Source organism: Bacillus altaicus (assembly GCF_042136375.2).
In the GTDB taxonomy this organism is placed as follows: Bacteria; Bacillota; Bacilli; order Bacillales; family Bacillaceae_G; genus Bacillus_A; species Bacillus_A cereus_U.
Genome location: NZ_CM143394.1, coordinates 4,740,676 through 4,763,438, shown reverse-complemented (window position 1 = coordinate 4,763,438; position 22,763 = coordinate 4,740,676). Strand labels below are relative to the sequence as shown.

Below are 22,763 nucleotides of genomic sequence, written 5' to 3'. Positions count from 1 at the left end.
ATAAATGTTATATATGAGAATGAATTGATGAAGAATTGAGGGATAGAATTTTTAATAGTGTAAAGGTTGATTGAGTGAATCAACCTTTTTTTATTTTGTGAGAAAATTACGCTTGAATTATTTGAAAAAGTAGCTTGAAAGTTACGTTACGTCATCTTTTATACTAAAGAAAATAGGATATAGGGGGATGGTGTAGATGACTTTAAAATGTATGTGGGGATGGAAAGAAATTTTATATTTATTTGTTTTTGTATTTCTGATTGTACCAGTAATGGTTGAATCTCTTTTTTATGATTATGCTTTAAAAATAATAGGGAACTCATTATATGCTGGAGTATTAATGGGACTTATAATGGCAGTGATATTTACATTTTTAGTTTATCTTTTTTGCATAAAGAGATATAAACTGTCGTGGAAAGATATTGGAATTCGGAAGCTTTCATGGAAAGATTTATTGTGGACATTTGTAGCGGTTATTTCTTTGATTGTAGTGAGTGTTGGAGTATTAATGATAATGGAGAAACTGGGGATTTCTTTCGAAAATAGTAAAACGGAGACGATCCAAAATGATAAATCAGTATATGCGTTTTGTATCGCGGTAATTGGAGCGGCGGTTATATCACCAATATATGAAGAGATTTTATATCGAGGTGTTTTTTATACGTTTTTTCGTGATAGATATGGCATATGGGGCGGCGTACTTATAAGTTCAATAATATTTACCGTTGTTCATATTCCAACATATAATACATTACCGGTGAATTTTTTAAGCGGAGTAGTATTTGCGTGGTTATATGAGAAAACAAATTCTATTTTATCAGCTATGGTTGCTCACGCGTTATTCAATTTCATAGCAGTACTTCTCACATTCATGTCGAATTAAAATAAAGGATATATAGGAGGGATACATATGGAGATAGCAGTAGAACGTGTTTTTACGAATGAAATTTTAGCAAGAGCTGCAAGGGTGTTTCATGTAACAGTGGAAGAAAAACCACTTGGTGATTTTGAGAATTATATTTTTAAGGCGAAGGGTAAAAATAATGAAGATTACGTATTACGCTTAACTCATTCTTCTCATCGTTCTAAAAAAGAGGTAGAGGCCGAACTAGATTTTTTACGGTATATTGCGGAGCATGGGGCGAAAGTGGCGGGACCTCTTAATTCAATATCTCAAAATCTTGTAGAAGAAATCGGAGCGGAAGATGGTACTTTCTTTTTTGCATCTTTATTTACATATGCAAAAGGTGAGCAAGTAAAAGGAGAAGAATCGTTTTATTGGGGAGATGCTTTCTTTGAAGCTTGGGGAAAAGCGATTGGACAACTGCATCGCCTTACAATGGATTATCCTAAAACAGACTACCGTGATACGTGGGAAGAGGATGAGAGTGCAATTGTTAGCGGATTAGAAGATGCGAAGGTGAAAGAGATTGCTACGGTATTAATGGATGAAATAAAGGCTCTTCCAATTGAAAGAGAAACATTCGGTCTTATGCATGGTGATATTCATCCAGGTAACTTTCATTATGACGGCAAAGAGCTAACAATCTTTGATTTTGATGATGCAGCTTATAATTACTTTATACATGATTTAGCAATGGTTCTCTATTACTCTGTTCTATTTACACAGTGGACTACAGAAGAGAAGACAGAATTTGCTTGTAAACAGTTACAAGTGTTACGAAAAGGGTATGAATATGAGCACAGACTAGCGGATAGTTGGTATGAATCGTTACCGTTATTTTTACGTCTACGTGATATTGGTTTATACGGTACGCTTCAAAAGAAGTTTAAAGGGAAAGATATGCCAGATCATTTTCGAGAATTAGCAGAACAACTCTATGAAAGAATTATAAAGAAGGAAGCAATTATGAATATATAATACATCCAGATCGAGACAAAGTATACAAAATAAATGTATACTTTGTTTTTTTATACAAAAATATGTTTACTTTATTAAAATAATATTGTTATAGATTCGGTATACACTTATAATTTTATATATATTCTGAATATTCTTTATAAAAGAGGAGGGGGAAAATTGGAAGCTATCGTAAGTTGGATAAATAATATTGTTTGGAGTCCCGCACTTGTCTATTTATGTTTAGGAGTAGGCTTATATTTTTCCATTCGAACGAGGTTTTTACAAGTAAGACATGTAGGAGAAATGGTGAAGCTTACATTTCAAGGGGAAAAGTCTGATGCGGGTGTTTCTTCATTCCAAGCGTTAGCACTTTCGTTGTCAGGGCGCGTTGGAACGGGAAATATTGCCGGTGTTGCAACGGCTGTTGCCTTTGGTGGTCCAGGGGCTGTATTTTGGATGTGGGCGGTAGCCTTTCTAGGAGCTGGTTCTGCATATGTAGAATCGACGCTTGCACAAATATATAAGACGAAGCATCAAGGGCAATTCCGCGGTGGACCTGCTTATTACATTGAAAAAGGACTAGGTGTTAAATGGTACGCATTAGTGTTCGTTGCAGCGACAATTCTTGCGACGGGGATGCTGCTTCCAGGTGTTCAAGCGAATAGTATTGCTGTAAGTTTAGAAACAGCTTTTGGTATTAATACTTCCGTATCAGGAGCGGTATTAGTAGCGGCATTAGCACTTATTATATTTGGTGGAGTTAAGCGAATTGTTAACGTAGCGCAAGTTGTAGTGCCGTTTATGGCACTTGGTTATATTTTAGTAGCTTGTGTAATTGTAGCTATGAATATTGAAAAATTACCAGACGCTTTCATGTTAATTTTAAAAAGTGCATTTGCATTAGAAGCAGCTTTTGGCGGGATTATTGGTTTAGCAATTTCTTGGGGTGTAAAACGTGGTATTTATTCAAATGAAGCAGGGCAAGGAACTGGGGCTCATGCAGCGGCAGCTGCTGAAGTATCGCATCCAGCTAAACAAGGGTTAGTACAAGCATTTTCCGTTTACATTGATACATTATTTGTTTGTTCAGCAACAGCATTTATGATGATTATTACAGGCATGTATAACGTATTTGATGCAAGCGGAAAAAACTTTATCGTCAATAAATTAAATGGTGCACAGCCAGGTCCTGGTTATACACAGGCAGCGGTAGAATCTGTTTTCCCTGGATTTGGAAACGGTTTCGTCGCAATCTCTCTACTATTTTTCGCATTTACAACAATTATGGCTTATTACTACATTGCAGAAACGAATATAGCTTACTTAAACCGTGATAAAGACCGCCCTTGGATGTCTATCGTACTAAAGTTTGTATTCTTAGGAGTTGTATTCTACGGTTGTGTAAAAACAGCAGAAACAGCATGGGCTTTAGGAGATATTGGTGTAGGAATTATGGCATGGGTTAACATTATTGCGATTTTATTATTACAAAAACCGGCATTGATCGCATTAAAGGATTATGAAAAGCAGAAAAAAGAAGGAAAAGATCCAGTATTCGATCCGCAGTCGTTAGGAATTAAAAATGCAGATTTCTGGGAGCATGAATACGGGAAAGATAAAAAAGAAGAAGTATCTTAATAGAATAGGAATGAGAGAGCAAAGGGAAATCCCTTTGCTTTTTTTATGGACAAAATGTAGATGAAAGTTATTTTTTCGCCTATTTTTGAATATAAAAAGAATGTACATGCTTTGTTAGGGGAAGGAGGGAGTATGTTGATTGAGTTTCGTAAAGTTAATAAATATTACGGTAACTTTCAAGTTTTGAAAAATATTAATGTACAAGTGAAAAAAGGTGAAGTGGTAGTAGTAGTTGGCCCTTCGGGATCAGGAAAAAGCACGTTGCTTCGGTGTATAAATCAATTGGAGGTAATTACCGATGGAGAATTAATTGTACAAAATACAGAAGTACACAATGCGAAAACAAATATGAATGAATTGCGCCGAAATATTGGGATGGTCTTTCAACACTTTTATTTATACCCGCATAAAACAGTGCTTCAAAATATTACACTAGCACCGATTAAAGTAAATAAAGTTTCCAAAGAAAAAGCGGAGCAAACAGCGATGTTTTATTTAGAGAAAGTGGGAATCCCGGAGAAAGCAGGTGTATATCCACATCAACTATCTGGTGGACAACAGCAAAGGGTGGCGATTGCTAGGGGGCTCGCGATGCAACCGGAAATTATGCTATTTGATGAGCCTACGTCTGCTCTTGATCCAGAGATGATTGGAGAAGTGCTTGATGTTATGAAAGCGCTGGCTAAAGAAGGAATGACGATGGTTGTCGTCACACACGAGATGGGATTTGCACGTGAGGTAGCAGATAGGATTTTATTTATGGATGACGGTCAAATTATCGAAGATACAACACCAGCACAATTTTTTGCAAATCCTGAACAAGAAAGAGCTCGTCTATTTTTAAGCCGAGTGTTAAATCATTAAAGGAGGAATTTCATGCTTAAAATGAAAAAGTTGTTTACTCTAATCGTATTCTCATGTTTATTCGTGCTTATTGTTGCTGGATGCGGGGGTAAAAAAGACGAGGCGAAAGAAACAAATACGAAACAAGGCGGAGTTGTTGAACAAATTAAGAAGCGCGGGAAATTAGTAGTCGGAGTGAAAAATGATACGAATTTATTTGGATTGAAAAACCCTTCAACAGGGCAGGTAGAAGGATTCGATATTGATATCGCGAAGGCGCTTGCGAAAAAAATTCTTGGTGATGAAAAGAAACTAGAGCTGAAAGAAGTAACGTCTAAAACACGTATTCCAATGCTGAAAAATGGTGATATTGATGCCATTATTGCGACAATGACAATTACGGAAGAGCGTAAAAAAGAAGTAGATTTTTCAGATGTATATTTTAAAGCGGGACAATCGTTACTTGTGAAAAAAGGAAGCAATATTAAAAGTATTGATGATGTGAAACAAGGCGTTAAAGTATTGGCTGTAAAAGGCTCAACGTCAACAAATAACATCCGTCAAAAATCACCAGAAGCAACAGTATTAGAGTTTGAGAATTATAGTGAGGCATTTACAGCGTTAAAAGCGGGTAAAGGCGATGTTTTAACGACAGATAATGCGATTCTTTATGGAATGGCAAAACAAGATTCTAATTATGAAGTTGTAGGGAAAATTTTCACGGATGAACCGTATGGAATTGCAGTGCGAAAAGGTGCAAACGATTTAACGAAAGAGATTAATAGTTTATTAAAAGATATGAAAGCGAATGGGGAATACGATAAATTGTATGGAAAATGGATCGGTCAAAAGCAAGAAAAATAGAGTGAAACTTTAATAAGTGGGGAAGGGTTATCTCCTACTGATGATTAGCAGCCTATACCAATTGGGACAAATAGTAAGAGTGAGAGGATGAGGTATGCTCATCCTCTTCTTATAAAGAAAGAGGGGAGAATATGTGCCTGATTTTTCTATTTTGACGAATAATATTGATATGTATTTAGAAGGATTTAAATATACGGTAATGTCTAGTGTAGTTGCGCTAATAGGAAGTTTTGTTTTAGGAATTGTTATGGCAGTGATGCGAATTTCACCTATTCGTATTTTGAATTGGATTGGCTCTGCCTATGTAGAGTTTGTTAGAAATATTCCACTCGTATTAATTGCATTCATTTTCTATTTTGCTTTTCCTGTAATAGGAATTACTTTCAACGGTTTTGTAGCAGGGACAGTTGCGCTTACAGTTTATACAGCGGCTTTTATTGCGGAAGTAATTCGTGCTGGTATTTTATCAGTCGCGAAAGGTCAAATGGAAGCAGCACGTTCTTCAGGATTAACTTATACGCAAGCGATGTATCATGTCGTCTTACCTCAAGCGATGAAAATCGTCATTCCTCCTCTAGGAAATCAATTTCTCAATTTAGTAAAAAACTCTTCAATACTCGGAATTATTGCTGGAACGGATTTAATGTATCAAGGAGACTTAATTTCGACGAAGACATTCGTTACGTTTGATGTATATATATTTGTCGGGATGTTTTATTTAGTATTAACAATTCCGCTAAGTATGCTAGTGCGTTATTTGGAAAGACGCTTGGCAAAGGAGGGGGTGTAAATGGATTTTCAAGGTGCTATTACAGGAGATCATATACTCTTTTTATTAAAAGGATTGCTTATCACGCTAGAAGTCGCTCTTGTAGCGATTGTCCTTAGTTTTATTATCGGTAGTATAATAGGAACTTTGCGCTATACAAAAATACCCGTCATCTCACCAATACTAGGCTTTATCGTTGAAGTTATTCGAAATTTACCACTTCTTTTAATTATATTTTTTACGTATTTTGCACTTCCAGAGGCAGGTTTGAAGTTAGAAATTATAACAGCCGCAATTGTTGCTTTAACGATATTTGAAGCAGCAATGATATCTGAAATTGTTAGAAGTGGCTTATTATCTATCGACAAAGGACAAATTGAAGCGGCGCGCTCTTCAGGATTAACATATGTCCAAACGCTTTGGCACATTATTTTACCGCAAGCACTTAGAAGAATGGTTCCGCCGCTTGTTAGTCAATTTATTTCATTGTTAAAGGATACGTCATTAGCGGTTGTTATATCATTGCCAGAGCTTATGCATAATGCTCAAATTATTAGCGGGCAGAATGTAAATTATATGATTCCGACATTTATACTAGCAGCCTGTATGTATTTTGTTGTAAACTACGGTTTATCAATTTTATCTAGAAGATTAGAAATACGTTAACTCTTACAAAAAATGTAAGAGTTTTTTCCTTATAAATCCTTTTTTACCTCAAATTAGTATTGTAAGCTCTTAATAGTTGAATTTTTATATTGTTTTATCAGAAAAGTTTTAATTTTATATAGAAATTGTAACCGCTTTCGTGTATATTTTTATTATCAGAAAATTTTAACAAGATATAGGGGTACTTGTAGGGGAGGATTAAGATGCAGCAAACAACGAATGAGCAATTACATCGTACGATGAAGAGTAGACATTTATTTATGATCGCACTAGGTGGTGTAATCGGAACTGGTTTTTTTCTAGGTTCAGGTTATACCATTAATCAGGCTGGGCCAGGGGGAGCCATCCTTTCATATTTAGTGGGCGGATTTATTATGTATTTAACAATGCTTTGTCTTGGAGAGCTAACGGTAGCAATGCCAGTTTCAGGGTCTTTCCAAAAGTATGCGACGAAGTTTATTGGACCAGGAACTGGGTTTATGATCGGTTGGCTATACTGGATTGGATGGGCAGTAACAGTAGGATTAGAATTAACATCGATCGGTTTAATGATGAAAAGATGGTTTCCGAATGTGGATGTTTGGGTATGGTGTCTCGTATTCGGAGTTATTTTATATGCTTCAAATGCAATATCAGCGAAGAGTTATGCTGAATTAGAGTTTTGGTTCTCTAGTATTAAAGTAGTTACAATTATTGCATTCATTCTACTTGGTGGTAGCGCATTATTAGGATTTTTACCATACGACGGAAAAGAAGCAGCGCCTCTTTTCTCTAACTTTGTAAGTGATGGCGGACTATTCCCAAATGGACTAGCTGCAGTGCTTCTTACGATGATTACAGTTAACTTTTCCTTCCAAGGAACAGAGTTAATCGGGATTGCAGCAGGAGAGAGTCAGAATCCTGAAAAAACAATTCCACGCGCAATTCGTAATACAGTATGGCGCATTATGTTATTCTTCATTTTAACAATGACAATTTTAGTAGGGTTAATTTCTTGGAAAGAAGCAGGGATAATTGAAAGCCCATTTGTAGTTGTATTTGATAAAATCGGTATTCCATATGCAGCTGATATTATGAACTTCGTTATTATTACCGCTTTATTATCTGTAGCGAACTCAGGATTATATGCAGCAACGCGTATACTATGGTCACTTGCAAATGAAGGAATGGCACCAAATTCTTTCAAGAAAGTAAATAAACGTGGTATTCCGATTACAGCGCTAGTCGTAACGATTGCTGTTGCGGCGTTATCTTTATTAACAAGTTTCCTTGCAGAAGATACAGTATATATGTACTTATTATCTATAGCTGGTTTATCTGCTGTTTCAAGTTGGATCATTATTGCTTTATCACAACTTCGCTTTAGAAGTCAGTATTTAAAAGGCGGAGGAAAATTAGAGGACTTAAAGTATAGAACACCACTATACCCGCTTGTTCCAATTTTAGCTTTAATTACAAATAGTATCGTTGTTATTAGTTTAGCGTTTATTCCAGAACAACGAATGGCGTTATATTGTGGTATTCCATTTATCATTTTCTGCTACATATATTATTATATGAGTAAGAAGCGGAAGAAACCGATGAAAGTGGAGATGGAAGCAAAGTATGAAAATAAAAATTAAGCATGATGATATAGAGGCAGATTTATCGTATGGTTCATTGGCGATAGGGAAAGAAAACGGGTATTCACCGTTACAATTACTCGTTTCTTCTATTGCAGGGTGTAGTGCAATTGTTTTTCGAACGATTTTAGAAAAGAAACGCATTACATACGATACGTTTACAATTGAAACTGAAATTGGTAGAAGTGAAGCTCTATCAAAACCAGTTGAAAGTGTTCATTTGCACTATAAAATTAAAGCGCAAAACATTACAGAAGAGCAATTAGACAAGGCACTGCAACTTGCAGTAAAGAATTGTACGATTGTTCAATCTGTAAAAGATAGTATAAAAGTTACGGAAACAATTGAATTAATAAAGTGAAACATAAAAACGTGAGAATAGGGCGCTCACGTTTTTATGTTTTTAGCAGAGGGGGAAGCATGATGGAATGTTTAGGTTGTAAATTAGCAAATGAAGAAGAAAAAATATATAGAGTATATGAAGATGAGTATGTAACGTGTTTTTTAGATCATGTGCCCTTCTACCCAGGACATACTTTAATTGTGCCGAAGCAGCATGTTTTAGAAGTAGATGAATTAGATGATGTTGTAGCAAAATCAATTATGGATGCTTCTAAGCTTATTGCAAAAGCGATTAAGGCATTATATCAACCTGATGGAATTACAATTTGTCAAAATGGTGGAATCTTTAACGAGTTAACGCATTACCATATGCATGTCGTACCGAGATATAAAGAGCGTTCGTTTGCTGAGTTTTATACGGTACAACCGGGAGAGAAGCAGAATCATAACTTTGAAGAAACAAAGAGTTTGTTAAAAGAAGCGATAGAGCAAATACTGCATACTGAAAAGGCGTAAGAGGGTTGTTCTTAATGGGGCAGTCAGGAAAATTCTAATATTAAAAAGCTCAATTTCTCAGTTAAAATAGAGAAACTGGGCTTTTTTTATTCTATTATTCGATTTTATCTATTAAAGTCTGCTACATTCATGTCTTCAGTGTCACAAAATATATCGTTCATTCGTTATATAGAGTGAGAGGAGGAATTATATGAAATTTACAAACAAAGATTATGAAAAGATGGAAGAGCTATACGAGTTGTATGAACAAAAAACTTATTATGTAGCTTATTCTATTTTAAATAATATTCAACAGGCTGAAGATGCAGTTCAAGAGACGTTCATTACTCTTTATCAGAATTTGGAAAAGCTCCATAACTTGAATAATCAAGAGCTTAAACGCTACATTTTGCGAATTGCGAAAAACAAAGCGATTGATAGCTACCGGAAAAATAAACGCCATGAAATATTTTTAGAAGAATATCAAAGAGAATCAACAGAAGTAGCAGATGAAAACATTGAAGAGTGGGAACAGCGTTTAATGTCTGAGGTTCAAATTGATACATTGCTAGAAGCGTTAAATGAATCTAACAGACAAATTTTTAAGTACAAGGTCTTCTATAACTTAACGTATCAAGAAATTTCAAATGTAATGGGGATAACTGAGGCTAATGTCCGCAAGCAATTTGAGCGTGCTCGAAAACGAGTGCAAAATATTATAGGAGGTATACAAGATGACGAATTCAAAGAACTCCAAAGAAATGTATGACCTTGCTGAAAAAATTGCTTTAGACGATTTTGATAAACTGGATGACCAACATGAATTTTCAGATACATATACGCGCAAAAAGAAATTGTTTATGGAGGAAATGAAGCTGAAGGGTGGACAACCACAGAAAAAGCGTAAAAGACATCGTATGTTAATCGCTGCTACCTGCTTATTGATTGGCATGCCGACAACCGTTTTTGGTGCAGTGAAAGTCTATAATATGATTGTCCAAAAACAAAATTACGAAGTAAATGTTTCAGTAACAAATAAGGAATCGAAAAATATTGATAAGTGGTATAAGTTGAAAGTTGGTAAATTACCAGAAAATATGGAAGCAATTGATGACTCGGCTATGAAATATTCCTTTAAAGATAACTATGCAAAGGGGGGATTTTCATTCGCTCTTCGGAGAGTAGGGGAAAATACAGATTTTCAAACTCTGTACTCGAAAAGTTACGAAGAAAAAGAGATAAATGGTAGGAAGGCAGTAATTGTCCATAAAGAAACGGGAAACAACAATGTAATGTTTGACAGGAAGGTCTTTCTCTTTTTTGAGAAAGAAGGGATTATGTTAGAAAGTTATATTGGATCCGATGTAAACGAAGAACAAATGATGGATGTGTTAGGGAACATTTCACTTGAGCCTACGTCAAAAGAAAACGCATCACATATAGTAGATTATGATGAAAATCGTTCTAGCAAAGCAGATGAACCTAAAAAAACTAGCGTTATTCCTTTGAAAAAAGATAGTAAACGACTATTTAATATAGGGCAAAAGGTTCCAGTAACCATAATCATGGATAACAGCCAAATTGAATATGTTATAGAAAAAGTTGAAGTCTTCGATTCAATCAAAGATTTTAAACAAGAAAACTTTAATGAACTTGGATTAGAAATACTAAGCAAGAATAAGGCTTTAAATCAGATAGGAGAATTGCTACCATACAGACGGGATGAATATAAAGTTGGAAATGGTAAAGATTCAATTGATAAATTAGTAGAATCAAAATTAGTTAATCCTAAATTTGTTTACTTAACAACAACAGTGAAAAATATAGGTAAAAAGTCGACAGAAGAAATCTATATGCATCCATCCATAAAGTTGCTTAAATCTGAAGGTAATGCATGGAATTACGCTGAAAGAGATGGAATTGCGGAAAAAAATATTATGACGGGCGAAGTTGATTATTTAGAACCTCACGGAGATGGAAAAGGCTTTTACAATATTGGCAGTATCTCACCAGGACAAACGATGAAAGTTAACTTAGGTTATTTTGTAGATGAGGATAAACTAGATTCAATCTTCCTTGATGCTTTCCATTACAGTGGGTTTGGTGGCACTGAGAATATGAATGCGAAAAATCGTTGGTGGTTCGATATTCGACAATAGTAAACATAATAGGAACAACTAGACTAAAAAGCTGCTTATATTTAGCAGCTTTTTTCGTCTCCATACATATGTAAAACTTCTTTCGCACGTATACGTAAACCATCTATTAATTCTTTCGGTTCTAAAACTCGTGCCTCTTTTCCAAGCCTATAAAATAAAGGCGTAATAAAATTAATTTCTCCTTTATCAATTGTTGAATGTATATATCCTGTCCCATCTTCGTTTATTACCACAAATTCCTCAAGGTAAGGAACGCTTTTACATTGGCGCACGCCTTCTGCCGTTAATAACACATGTAACTGAGTAGGAATGTTTACTACGTGAGAGTTAGAGGCAAACCATTCCTCTAAATTCATGAATGTATCTTCATTTTCTTCCGTGGATAATATAGAAATAATACGATCGATACGATATAGTAATACTTTTTTAATACTAAAGTCATAGGATGGCAAATACCATAAACCGTCGTGAGCATATACACCGATAGGATGAACATGTTTTGTTTTTATTCCAGATTTAGATTCGTATTGAAAGTGTAAATTTTTATTTTCAATAGCCGCGGTTAACACTTCTTTTAAAAATGGTGTCTCAATTGCTCTCTTCGGATTCCAAAAAGCGATATAAGAACGTATTTTATCAACTTTAGCTTTCGCATCATTTTGTAGAGAGCCATATAGTTTATGAGTAACGGACTTGATTTCTGTATTAAAAGGTAAATTACGGTAGTAGCTTAAAGATTGAAATGCAAAAAAGATAGATACTGCTTCTTCCTCGGTAAATAAAATAGGGGGAATTACTTTATTCGTTAATACTTTATATCCTCCGTTACGACCTTGTTCAGCGTAAATGGGTAATCCCATATCACTTAAATCTAAAATATATCTATGGACAGTACGAACGGATATATTGAACTCATCAGATATTTCTTGAGCTGTAAATTTTCTTTTCGCAGAAGCAAATATAAGAATGTCTAGTAAACGTTTTGCTTTTGACAAGGATATCACCTTTTTCTTTTTTAACATGACATAAGTTGTCATGTTTTATGGTTAGTATAGTGCTTATAAGATGGTTTTATCAATAGAAGCTGTAAGGAGGAAAAGATATGTCACGTGAAGTTGTTTTATTTATTGCAGCTAGTTTGGATGGATTTATCGCGAAAGAAGACGATGATTTAGAGTGGTTAATCGAAACAGAAGGAGAAGACGACAACGGTTATACAGAGATGTATGAATCAATTGATACGATAATCATGGGAAAGAGAACGTATGATTATGTGATAGAGAATATGGAACCATTCCCGTACTTAGATAAGAAATGTTATGTTTTTTCTAATTCTGAAAAAGGTTCAAATGAACATGTAGAGTTTGTAAATGAAGATGTAGTGGAGTTTATAAAAACGTTAAAAGAGCAGGAAGGATCTAAAATATGGATGGTCGGTGGAGGGAGTCTACTGAGAGGGTTTTTTAGGAATAATCTAATTGATGAATATGTTGTTACGATTACACCTCACATATTAGGTTCTGGTATTCCGTTATTTAAAGCAAAGAATCCGGAAATTAATTTAACTTTAACGGATACAAAACGTTTTGGGCAATTTGTAAATCTATATTATAAAGTAAAGTCCTAAAGGATAAGAAAACACGACTATTGATGTATAGTCGTGTTTTTACCCCACTATTTGTGGGTAGTAAAACTCCCACCTCAAAATTCAGGTGGAGCAAAGAAGTTAGGTGGGAGATCAACTGCCCGTAAACGCCCGATTGGTGCGGGCTGATTAAAGCTTCTCACTTTATATAGACGGCAATGAAATTGTAAAGCAAGATCCGTGATCAATTTCACTTGTGACAGTAATATTTCCGCCGTGTAGTTCTACAATTTCTTTTACGATGGAGAGCCCTAAACCAGTACCTCCTGTAGCTCTAGAGCGCGCTTTATCAACTCGATAAAAGCGGTCGAAAATGTGAGGGAGGTCTTCAGGCGGAATACCTTCGCCTTCATCTTCAATTGTAATGGAAATACGTTTATGTTCTTCTGTAACAGAAATATTTATATAAGAATGTTCCTTTGAGTGCCTATAAGCGTTATTTAAAATGTTCACTACAACTTGTTCGAATCGCTGTTCATCCAAGTTTACTAACAGTGAAGGAGGACAAGTGAAAGAAACTTTAATGTGTCTTTCCTTATACATCGCGTTTACTTTTTCGGTCATGCGAGTAAGGAAGGTGTGTAAATGCACTTCCTTTACTTGAATGAAAAAGTTATGCTTTTCCATTTGAGCGAGTGAAAATAAATCTTGAACTAAGTTTGTAATATAATCAGACTCGTCTTTTATAATGGATAAGTATTGTAAACGTTGCTCAGGAGGTGTGCTTTCTTTTAATGCAATGTCAGCATAACCTCTTACGTACGTTAATGGTGTTCGTAATTCGTGAGCAACACTTGCTAGAAATTCACTTCGCTCTGTTTTCATATAATGTAAATCATTTGCGAGCGTTTGAATAGATGATGCTAGTTCACCAATTTCGTCATTTCGAGTAGTTGTTAATGAAACGGATAAATCGCCCTTACTCATTTTTTCAGTCGCTTGTTTCATGTGTAACAATGGCTTTGTTAACAAACGTGATAATAGAAAAATGGTGATGGCTGTTAATAGAAAAGTAATGACTCCGGCGATAATGAATTGTCTTGTTAGCCCGTTAACCATTTCTTCGATTGATTCCGTTCCGAGAAACATATATACATAGCCTTCCGTTTTTCCTGCTACTACAATTGGACTCACTGTACATATATAATTAGATGTTTTCCAATGATTCTCTATAATCGCTCCATCATGATCTGTTCGTGTTTGCATTCCTTCAATATGGTTTTTTATAGTAGTATTTATTTCATTGGATTTAGCTAGTACTTCCTTATTTGCATTTGTAATAATAACAGTTGTTTCAGCTTCGGATTCCATTAAAGCAACATGGGAGATTGTTTGCTTATCAAAATATTTTTCAAGGACATCTCGGTGACTATTTCCGCGCTTTAATAAAGCAGTCATTTCTTCATTTACTCTATTGTTTACAAGGCTATAATAGAGCAAGACAAATAGAACACTTTCGATTAAAAGTGTAACAATTAGAAAATAAAATCCGAGTTGAATAGAAATTCGCTTCATCGCTTTGCTCCTTAGTTTTCAATATCAATCCATCGATACCCTACTCCGTAAACAGTTTTTAAATGGTGATCAATAGGGAAATTTACTTTTCGTAATTTATCACGTAAATTACGAATATGTGAATCGACTGTTCTATCTTCTGTATTTGTATTCAATCCCCAAATTCGTTCAATGAGCTGATCGCGGCTTAATACGTAGTTCACATGACGTAAAAATAATCCGAGTAAAGAGAATTCGATTGGTGTGAGAAGAAGTTCTTCATTATAGACAGAAATGAAATGCTTGGCCTCATCCCATAAAATACCGTGATATTGGATTTGCGCGTGTTGATTTGTTCGCCTTAAAACAGCTTCAATTCTGGCGAAAAGCTCCTTTTCATGGAAAGGTTTCGTCACGTAATCATCTGCTCCAAGTTTTAATCCCTGAACGACATCTACCGTTTGATCACGAGCAGTTACCATAATGATAGGAACGTTACTAAATGATCGAATTTTTTTGCACGTTTCCCACCCGTCCATCTTTGGCATCATAATATCGAGTAAAACAAATTTGAAGTTTCGATTTTCTATATGTGAAATAGCTTCTTCTCCGGATACTGCACATACGCAGTTATATCCGATTGGAGTAAGATAAAGCGTTAATAATTCAAGCATTCTCGGTTCATCATCTACGAGTAGTATATTGATCATAGAGAGCCCTCCGTATTTGTAGTCGTTACTTAAAGTGTAATGCAAAATCATGAAGAAATGGTGCAGATTATAATGCATCTGCATAATTTCTTCAGAATTGCTTGTTATTGTAAAGTTGAAATTCCATTTTAGGTAATAATATTGGCTCGAAAACGATTAATACGGAGGCGATATAGTGAAAAAGATGACCCGAATTCTTGGGATAACAATAATTACGGTAGCTGGTCTTGCGGCGTGTGGACAAACGAACACAGATCATAAAAATCATGAATCTACAAAAGAGAAGAAAACAGAGCAAAAGGAAATGAAAATGAATCAGGAGGTAACTGCGCCGAAAGAAATGAATGCCGGGGCATCAGATGATTTATTAACGACAAGTTTAAAAAATGTAACGAGATTAAACACAAATGATCCTCTGCAAATGGCAGTATTAACTTCGCAAACAATATGGCCAGCAACGCATAAAGAGAATCAGCCAGGTGCTGTTATTTTAGTGCCAGTAAGCGAGTGGCAATTAGGTATTGCAAGTGCAGAACTTATTCATCATCCGAATAACGGACCAATTTTATTTATAGAAAAAGAAGCGGTACCCGAAATGACATTAAAAGAAATAAAAAGATTAAATCCGCCCGGAACGAAAGATGGAACGCAAATTATGGTGATGGGGGATGTAGGTGCATCTACCCTTGAGCAATTAAAAGAATATAAAGTAAAGCAAATAAAAGAAACGGACCCAGCTAAATTTGCTAAAGATGTCGATAAAGAATATGCCACTATAGCAGGAGATTATCCAAATAGCGTTATTATCGGTTCGTCTGAAGAAGAAGGACGTTTATATACAACACCAGCTGTAAATTGGATTTCTCATATGCCAGAACCACTTTTATATGTAGAAAAGGATAAGGTGCCAGAAGCGACAATAGAGGCATTAAAGGTAAGAAAAAATAAAGCGAATATATATGTGTTAGGACCAGAGAAAATCATTTCAAAAGAAGTAGAAAAAGAGTTAAATAAATACGGAAAAGTAACACGGATTAGTGGAGAGACCCCAACAGAAAATTCGATTGCGTTTGCGAAATTTAAAGATGAAAAAACGAAATTTGGCTGGGGGTTCACAAAACCTGGTCACGGTTTGTCGTTTGTTTCGAGTAAAACACCAGACTTAGCAATTGCGGGAGCACCGTTTTCACATATGGGTAAACATGCCCCTGTTGTTTTGCTTGAGGAAGGAAGAGCTTCACAACCAGTTTATGACTTCCTTGCTACTATTCAGCCGAAGTTTAAAGATGATCCAACACTTGGACCGTATAACCATGGTTTCCTATTAGGAAGTACTAGTGATATTTCATTTGAAACACAAGGTATATTGGATGAGAGGTTAGAAATTGTTCAGGAAAGTGGTCAAGGTCATGGTGGACATTAATGAAATGAGAAAAGACGCTGCTAAGGTAGCGTCTTTTCTTTAGGAAACTTTTACGTAGCACAAAATCTTCTACTCGTTATATAATAGCCTTCGTGCAGTCGGCCCTGATTTTCTTACGGAGAAAATCAAATGATAAAAGAGTAGAGGAGTGTTACTTTGTTTCAAACTATAAAAAATGAATGGTTCTCAAATGTGAGAGGGGACGTGCTATCGGGGATTGTTGTTGCTTTAGCATTAATTCCTGAAGCGATAGCTTTTTCTGTTATTGCAGGTGTAGATCCGACGGTTGGATTGTACGCGGCCTTTTGTATTGCGGTTACAATCTCATTTGTTGGCGGAAGACCTGGGATGATCTCGGCGGCAACGGGTGCGATGGCATTATTAATGGTGACACTCGTTAAAGATCATGGTTTGCAATATTTATTTGCTGTGACAATAGTAACAGGTATTGTTCAAATTATTTTTGGCTTGTTCAAACTGAGTTCATTTATGAAGTTTGTTCCTAAATCCGTTATGAGTGGTTTTTTAAATTCACTTGGAATTTTAGTTTTTACAGCACAATTGCCGCATTTTAAAAATGCAACTTGGCAAATGTATGCACTTGTCGCATTAGGACTTGCAATTATATATTTATTTCCACGTATTACGAAGGCTGTACCGTCTACACTGATTTCAATTATTATTGTGACAAGTATTGCACTTATGAGCGGATTACAGTTGAAAACAGTAGGGGATATGGGAAGCTTACCGAAAGAATTACCGTTCTTTAGTATTCCTGATGTACCGTTTACACTTGAGACATTACGTATTATTTTACCGTACTCAGTTATGCTTGCAATTATCGGGTTACTAGAGTCATTATTAACAGCTTCGGTTTTAGACGATATGACACATACGGAAAGTAATAAACATAAGGAAGCACGTGGGCAAGGTATTGCAAATATTGTCGCTGGTTTCTTCGGAGGAATGGCAGGATGTGCAATGATTGGACAATCTGTTATTAATATTAAATCAGGTGGTCGCGGGAGATTATCGACGTTTGTAGCCGGTGGCTTTTTAATCGTATTGCTATTTGTTTTAGGGGATTACGTTGTTCATATTCCGATGGCTGCTTTAGTTGCTGTTATGATTATGGTTTCGATTGGGACGTTTGATTGGAACTCTGTAGCAACAATTCATAAAGTACCAAAAGGAAACGCATTTGTTATGATCGTAACAGTTGTGATTGTCCTAATCACACATAATTTAGGATTAGGTGTAATTATCGGAACGATAATTAGTGCGGTTTTATTTGCATTCAATATGGCAAAGATTCACGTGAAACATTTGTATATTGAAAATAAGAAAATATATGAAATTCACGGCCAACTATTCTTCGCATCTACGGCAGAGTATATAAATGCTTTTTCATACAATGAAGATGTGAAAGAAATTGAGATGAACTTTACTCATGCACACGTATGGGATGATTCAGCAGTAGCGGCAATTGATAAAGTTATCATGAAGTATGAACAGAATGGTGTGAAAGTAAGGATCACAGGGTTAAATGAACGTAGCTCGAAGATTGTTTCAAATCTAGCTACTTATAATAAGAGAATTGCTAGTTAGAAGCCTCCTTTTTAGGGGGCTTTATTATATAATACGAGTAGGATAACGAAAAGGGGATTCAGCATATGTACAAACAAATTTTATTAGCATGTGATGGTTCTGAACATGCACTTCGAGCAGCCGAGCATGCAACATATATTGCGAAATTTAACGAAGAAACACATGTTGAAGTTGTGTACGTAGTAGATAATAGAACGGCAAAATCAGATATTATACAAGGACAAACGGATTTAGAAACAATATCAGCTAGTCGAAAAGATAAATTAAAAGAGATTGAGGGTTTATTAAAGAAAGAGAACATTTCCTACAAAATTACGATTCTACATGGCGATCCAGGAGATACGATTGTTCAATATGTAAATACAGGAGATATAGATCTTGTTATTGCTGGGAGTAGAGGGCTAAATACACTGCAAGAGATGGTGCTTGGTAGTGTAAGTCATAAAATAGCAAAGCGTGTGAAATGCCCGATTATGATTATAAAATAAATTGAGTGAGATAGTCTGTATTGTAAGCGAGACCTTGATATAATTCGAGGTCTTTTTTGATGTATAGAGGGGGAGATTATGGCCATACTAGATATAAGTTTAGAGGGAAATTGTTAACTTACAAATTTGTAAGTTAGTTGTCAGTGAAATCGATGTTATGAAATTTTTTCCATTGATAAAATAAGAATATCAAAGGGGATATAGGGAGGATGGAAGGTATGAAATCATTTCAAAATTTGTCTTATAGCCAAGGAGTAAGTTTAATTTGTTTAGGTGGATTTGCTGGATCTGTTATGTTAGCTGTTTTAATAAAGATGTTTCAGTAAATGTTTTAATCGTATTGTATAAGTAGAAGGGAAATGGTCATTATAAACTACAAAATTTGTACTTTAGAGATAAATAAAAAATAGCTCCTAGCGAAAGAAAGTATAGGCTAGGAGCTATTTTTATTTTATTTTTCTGTTTCTGCTTTATCGCTTGTTACGCTAACGTTACCCCACTTATATTGATCTTCTGGTGTGAATTTATAATCTTTTACGCGATTGTTTACACCTCTTAAGTCGAATTTATAATGAAGTGGAATTAATGGTACTTCATCATGAATTAGTTTTTGCCATTTATCGTATACGTCTTTACGGTACTTTTCATCAGCAGCTGCTGGAGAAATACCCTGTTTTAATAATTCATTATTTTTGTCATTAGACCAACGTGTGTAATTGAACGGTGCATTTTTAGCCCAAATACCAGAAGGATCTGGATCAGAGGCAGTTCCCCAAGCCCCAGAGAAAATATCAACTTTTGGATCATCCTTTTTAATCATATCGTAGAATGAGTTAAATTCATGTAAGCGACCATCAAGAAGCTCTACTTTTAGGCCGATGTCTTTCCAAGATTGAATAAAGAATTTTGCGAGTGGTTCACTTACATCGCTACCACTCATTGATAAGAAATTAGCTTTAAATTCTTTACCATTCGGATCTTCACGGAATCCATCCCCGTTCGTATCTTTATAGCCAGCTTCATCTAATAATTTTTTAGCTTTCTCTATATCTTTATCATAAGAACCAACTTTATTGTTATGATATTTTGGTAGAGATGGTGGGATTGGTGAGTTAGCCGGATAACGTAGGCCATGATATAATTTTTCACCAATTTCTTTTCGATCAATAGCATAAGCCATTGCTTGACGTACACGAACATCTTTAAATTTATCCTTATCCATGACTACTTCTTCTTTTTCTTTATCCATATGGCCTAATTTAAAGCCGATATAACTATAGTATAGATCGGTTTTTCCGACTAATTGTGCATTTTTTAATTTACTTACATTTGGATATTGATCTGCACTTACTTCAGCAATGTCAATATCGCCGTTTTTTAAGGACGCGTTAACAACGGAAGGATTGACAACTTTTAAAACCATGCTTTTCAGTTTTGGCTTTCCACCATAATAGTCATCAAAACGTTCAAATTCAACGGATTCTCCTGGCGTAATTTTCTTCACTTTAAAAGGCCCAAAGCCAATTGGATTTTTACGGATTTTATCAGATTCTGCTAATTTATCGATTGGTACATCTCCTAAGTATTTCTTATGAAGAGGGTATGTCCAAAGTCCAGTTTTCACTGAAGGATTAGGTTCTTTAAATGTAATAGAAATTGTTTTTGGATCCGTTACCTTTATACCTGAAATTTTTTCGGATTTTCCATTATGATAATCTTCCATACCTTCAATCATTTGCATTTGAGAGTCATAGCGAGAACCAGCATATAGTTTGCTACCAATCACCAGGTAAGAATATTCTAAATCCTCAGCAGTAACAGGGTTCCTATCATGCCATTTCACATTATCTTTAATTTTTAATGTAATTGTCTTTTTATCTTCAGAAAGTTCATATGTAGCAGCTCCATCATTAGTATATTCCCAGTTTTTATCATTTGATAATAAAGATTCATCGAAAATTGTAAGGACTTGATTATCAGGTTCTCCCTCATATACAGCGAAGTTTAAAAGGCCTTCAAATGGTGTGTTAGAAACAAGACCATATGTTAATGAACCATCTTTAATTTCTTTTTTGTCATTTTTAACAGTTGTACTAAATTTATTTGTATCTACTTTTTTTGTGCTGCTAGTTTTTTCACTACCACCACTGCCCCCACATGCTGAAAGTAGTAATGTTGAAACTGCAAGTGTACTTAATACTTTGAAAAATTTTGGTTTATTCGTCATTTTCTCCACCCCTTATCCTTTTCTCTGTCTTGCATCAGCCGAGCGGCGTAGCGCTTGACCAATAAAATTTATACACAGCATCAATGTTAAAATCATGATTGACGCGGGTAACCAAATCCACCATTTCTCTTGTAATACATCTGGGTTTCTAGCATAACTAACAAGTGTACCAAGGCTTGGTGTACTTTCTGGTAGACCGAATCCTAAGAAAGTTAGACCAGATTCAATACCGATGTTTCCAGCAAGATTTAATGTAACACTGACAATGATAATTGAGCTTAAGTTAGGTAGTACTTGAAAAAGAATGATTTTCCAGTTTGGTGTTCCTAATGTTTTTGATGCAGAGACATAATCGAGTTCTTTTTCAGTTAATACTTTTGAGCGAATTAATCTTGCCTTTCCTGTCCATAAGAAAACGGTCATAATTAAAATGAAAGTAAAAATATTGAATGTAGGAACAAGTGTAATAAAAACAATTACAAGCATTAAAAATGGTAAAACTATGACAAAATCGATAACGCGCATAATGATATTATCAATAGTTCCTCCAAAATAACCGGCAATTAATCCAATTGAAAGACCAATCAAACAAGAAAGAATAGTAATAGCTAATCCAATTGTAAATGAGTTACGTGTACCAATGATAAGTTGGCCGAAAATGTCGCGTCCTCCGTAATCTGTTCCTAACCAATGTTCAGCAGAGGGAGGAGCATAAATAGCGAATAAATCAACTCGTACAATCTCTTCTTGTTTCATAATAAAAGATGTTGCGTAGACTGCTAATAATAAGATTGCTAGGAAAAAAAGTGAAAACATTGCTAATTTATCTTTACGAAGTTCTCGCCACATAATAGTGAACCCAGAAGGACTTTTTTCGTAATGAATAACTTCAGTTTGTTTTTCAGGGTTTGCTAACATTAAAAACCCTCCTTTCTTTAATCAATACGAATACGTGGATCAACGATGCTTAGAATAATATCTGAAAGGAGAGTTCCAAGTAACGTTGCAAATCCAGTAAACATAACGAGTGCAGTTATTACACTAAAATCGCGTTGAGAGATAGATTGTATAAATAGTTGTCCAATCCCTGGATAACTAAAGATACTTTCCAAGAAGATGGCACCACCAACTAATCCTGTAATTTCATAACCTAAGAAAGCTGCAATTGGTAAGAATGAATTTCGTAAAATATGTCTAGAATAGACTTTTGATTCTGGAACACCCTTTGCTCTTACTGTACGTACAAAATCTTTATGTTTCGTATCGATAATTTCGCTTCGTAAATATTGAACAGTACCAACTGTCGCAATTAATGCGCCGGATAAAGCTGGTAATAGCATGTGATTGAATTTGCTTAAATAGTAAGCAAATGTACCTGTTGCAACTTGAGGATCTACGCTACCGCCAGTCGGAAACAGAGCAAACTTAAATCCGAAAAGGAAGAGCATAATTAGTGCAAATATAAATAGCGGTGTAGCAAAACCTAGATAGTTGTAAATGGTAATGAGTCGATCAGCCCAGGTGTCATTCCAACGCCCACTTATAACTCCCAGTGGAATGGCAATTAAGTAAGTAAGAATAAGAATAACAAGTGCTAAAGATACTGTATTTCCAAGTCGCTCACCAATTAAGTCGGTTACTTTCATTTTATGTGCATAGGAAATACCGAAGTCACCTTGGACGGCATTTTTAATCCAGCGTACATATTGTGTTGTAACCGGGTCATTTAATCCTAGCTTTTCACGTTGTTCTTCAATGACTTTTGGATCCGCTTTTGGGTTATTCATTGCTCTACCGGTTAAGGCATCGCCTGGCATTGCTTTAGCTAGTAGAAAGACAAGGATACTTAATACGAATAATTGCGGAATCATCACTAAGAATCTCCGTAGTATAAACTTCCACATGT

Annotated in this window: 23 protein-coding genes; 17 read left to right on the top strand and 6 right to left on the bottom strand. The window is 35.3% G+C overall.

Going from position 1 to position 22,763, the window contains the following annotated elements; genetic code table 11:
- Positions 1-196: 196 nt before the first annotated feature.
- The 12 genes from ACE38F_RS24695 to ACE38F_RS24640 all read left to right on the top strand — a co-directional run bounded on the left by ACE38F_RS24695 (position 197) and on the right by ACE38F_RS24640 (position 11,262).
- Complete coding sequence (locus tag ACE38F_RS24695) at positions 197-883, top strand: CPBP family intramembrane glutamic endopeptidase (RefSeq protein WP_375370799.1); 687 nt, start codon at positions 197-199, stop codon at positions 881-883.
- 27 nt (positions 884-910) lie between these two features.
- A complete protein-coding gene (locus ACE38F_RS24690; RefSeq protein ID WP_375370800.1) occupies positions 911-1,882 on the top strand; it encodes a phosphotransferase enzyme family protein in 972 nt (323 codons plus the stop codon).
- Between the two features lie 159 nt (positions 1,883-2,041).
- Positions 2,042-3,502, top strand: coding sequence for an alanine/glycine:cation symporter family protein (locus ACE38F_RS24685; RefSeq protein ID WP_033714297.1), 1,461 nt, complete (start codon positions 2,042-2,044; stop codon positions 3,500-3,502).
- A gap of 60 nt (positions 3,503-3,562) precedes the next feature.
- Entirely contained in the window at positions 3,563-4,366 is an 804-nt protein-coding gene (locus tag ACE38F_RS24680; protein ID WP_375370801.1) for an amino acid ABC transporter ATP-binding protein, read from the top strand.
- A 12-nt stretch (positions 4,367-4,378) separates the two neighbouring features.
- The gene (gene glnH / locus ACE38F_RS24675) at positions 4,379-5,209 is read left to right on the top strand and encodes a glutamine ABC transporter substrate-binding protein GlnH (protein ID WP_002159304.1); all 831 of its coding nucleotides are present in this window, start codon (positions 4,379-4,381) and stop codon (positions 5,207-5,209) included.
- 133 nt (positions 5,210-5,342) lie between these two features.
- The gene (locus tag ACE38F_RS24670; protein ID WP_002159303.1) at positions 5,343-5,999 is read left to right on the top strand and encodes an amino acid ABC transporter permease; all 657 of its coding nucleotides are present in this window, start codon (positions 5,343-5,345) and stop codon (positions 5,997-5,999) included.
- Positions 6,000-6,644, top strand: coding sequence for an amino acid ABC transporter permease (locus ACE38F_RS24665; RefSeq protein WP_375370802.1), 645 nt, complete (start codon positions 6,000-6,002; stop codon positions 6,642-6,644).
- 203 nt (positions 6,645-6,847) lie between these two features.
- Positions 6,848-8,266, top strand: coding sequence for an amino acid permease (locus tag ACE38F_RS24660; RefSeq protein ID WP_375370803.1), 1,419 nt, complete (start codon positions 6,848-6,850; stop codon positions 8,264-8,266).
- On the top strand, positions 8,250-8,627 hold the full coding sequence (locus tag ACE38F_RS24655) for an OsmC family protein (RefSeq protein ID WP_002159300.1): 378 nt from the start codon (positions 8,250-8,252) through the stop codon (positions 8,625-8,627). The genes ACE38F_RS24660 and ACE38F_RS24655 overlap by 17 nt, the downstream gene beginning before the upstream one ends.
- Before the next feature lie 11 nt (positions 8,628-8,638).
- Complete coding sequence (locus tag ACE38F_RS24650; RefSeq protein ID WP_375370804.1) at positions 8,639-9,124, top strand: HIT family protein; 486 nt, start codon at positions 8,639-8,641, stop codon at positions 9,122-9,124.
- Positions 9,125-9,314: 190 nt separating this feature from the next.
- On the top strand, positions 9,315-9,872 hold the full coding sequence (locus tag ACE38F_RS24645; protein ID WP_375370805.1) for an RNA polymerase sigma factor: 558 nt from the start codon (positions 9,315-9,317) through the stop codon (positions 9,870-9,872).
- Positions 9,838-11,262, top strand: coding sequence for a DUF4367 domain-containing protein (locus tag ACE38F_RS24640; protein ID WP_375370806.1), 1,425 nt, complete (start codon positions 9,838-9,840; stop codon positions 11,260-11,262). Before ACE38F_RS24645 ends, ACE38F_RS24640 begins: the two co-directional genes overlap by 35 nt.
- A gap of 41 nt (positions 11,263-11,303) precedes the next feature.
- Here the strand turns inward: ACE38F_RS24640 and ACE38F_RS24635 are convergent, their stop codons facing one another.
- Complete coding sequence (locus ACE38F_RS24635; RefSeq protein ID WP_375370807.1) at positions 11,304-12,299, bottom strand: helix-turn-helix transcriptional regulator; 996 nt, start codon at positions 12,297-12,299, stop codon at positions 11,304-11,306.
- 65 nt (positions 12,300-12,364) lie between these two features.
- Between ACE38F_RS24635 and ACE38F_RS24630 the strand changes: the two genes are divergently transcribed.
- Positions 12,365-12,889, top strand: a complete 525-nt coding sequence (locus ACE38F_RS24630; protein ID WP_375370808.1) for a dihydrofolate reductase family protein — start codon at positions 12,365-12,367, stop codon at positions 12,887-12,889.
- 162 nt (positions 12,890-13,051) lie between these two features.
- On the opposite strand, the gene ACE38F_RS24625 is transcribed toward ACE38F_RS24630, so the two are convergent.
- Positions 13,052-14,422: a sensor histidine kinase gene (locus tag ACE38F_RS24625; RefSeq protein WP_375370809.1), complete on the bottom strand. Its 1,371-nt coding sequence runs from the start codon at positions 14,420-14,422 to the stop codon at positions 13,052-13,054.
- Positions 14,423-14,433: 11 nt separating this feature from the next.
- Positions 14,434-15,111, bottom strand: coding sequence for a response regulator transcription factor (locus tag ACE38F_RS24620; RefSeq protein ID WP_215555237.1), 678 nt, complete (start codon positions 15,109-15,111; stop codon positions 14,434-14,436).
- Positions 15,112-15,286: 175 nt separating this feature from the next.
- Between ACE38F_RS24620 and ACE38F_RS24615 the strand changes: the two genes are divergently transcribed.
- The 4 genes from ACE38F_RS24615 (at position 15,287) to ACE38F_RS24600 (ending at position 18,956) form a co-directional block, all read left to right on the top strand.
- A complete protein-coding gene (locus tag ACE38F_RS24615; RefSeq protein WP_375370810.1) occupies positions 15,287-16,534 on the top strand; it encodes a cell wall-binding repeat-containing protein in 1,248 nt (415 codons plus the stop codon).
- A gap of 156 nt (positions 16,535-16,690) precedes the next feature.
- Positions 16,691-18,142, top strand: a complete 1,452-nt coding sequence (locus ACE38F_RS24610; protein ID WP_375370811.1) for a SulP family inorganic anion transporter — start codon at positions 16,691-16,693, stop codon at positions 18,140-18,142.
- A 65-nt stretch (positions 18,143-18,207) separates the two neighbouring features.
- On the top strand, positions 18,208-18,630 hold the full coding sequence (locus tag ACE38F_RS24605; protein WP_002114109.1) for a universal stress protein: 423 nt from the start codon (positions 18,208-18,210) through the stop codon (positions 18,628-18,630).
- Positions 18,631-18,848: 218 nt separating this feature from the next.
- Complete coding sequence (locus ACE38F_RS24600) at positions 18,849-18,956, top strand: DUF4027 family protein (protein ID WP_131231982.1); 108 nt, start codon at positions 18,849-18,851, stop codon at positions 18,954-18,956.
- A gap of 125 nt (positions 18,957-19,081) precedes the next feature.
- On the opposite strand, the gene opp4A is transcribed toward ACE38F_RS24600, so the two are convergent.
- Genes opp4A through opp4B form a run of 3 tightly spaced genes read right to left on the bottom strand, consistent with a single transcriptional unit; the run spans position 19,082 to position 22,761 of the window.
- A complete protein-coding gene (gene opp4A, locus ACE38F_RS24595) occupies positions 19,082-20,857 on the bottom strand; it encodes an oligopeptide ABC transporter substrate-binding protein (RefSeq protein WP_375370812.1) in 1,776 nt (591 codons plus the stop codon).
- 12 nt (positions 20,858-20,869) lie between these two features.
- Positions 20,870-21,775 carry an ABC transporter permease gene (locus ACE38F_RS24590; RefSeq protein ID WP_088077493.1) on the bottom strand — a complete coding sequence of 302 codons (906 nt, stop codon included), beginning with the start codon at positions 21,773-21,775 and terminating at the stop codon, positions 20,870-20,872.
- Positions 21,776-21,792: 17 nt separating this feature from the next.
- A complete protein-coding gene (gene opp4B, locus ACE38F_RS24585) occupies positions 21,793-22,761 on the bottom strand; it encodes an oligopeptide ABC transporter permease (RefSeq protein ID WP_012260312.1) in 969 nt (322 codons plus the stop codon).
- Between the last annotated feature and the right edge of the window lie 2 nt (positions 22,762-22,763).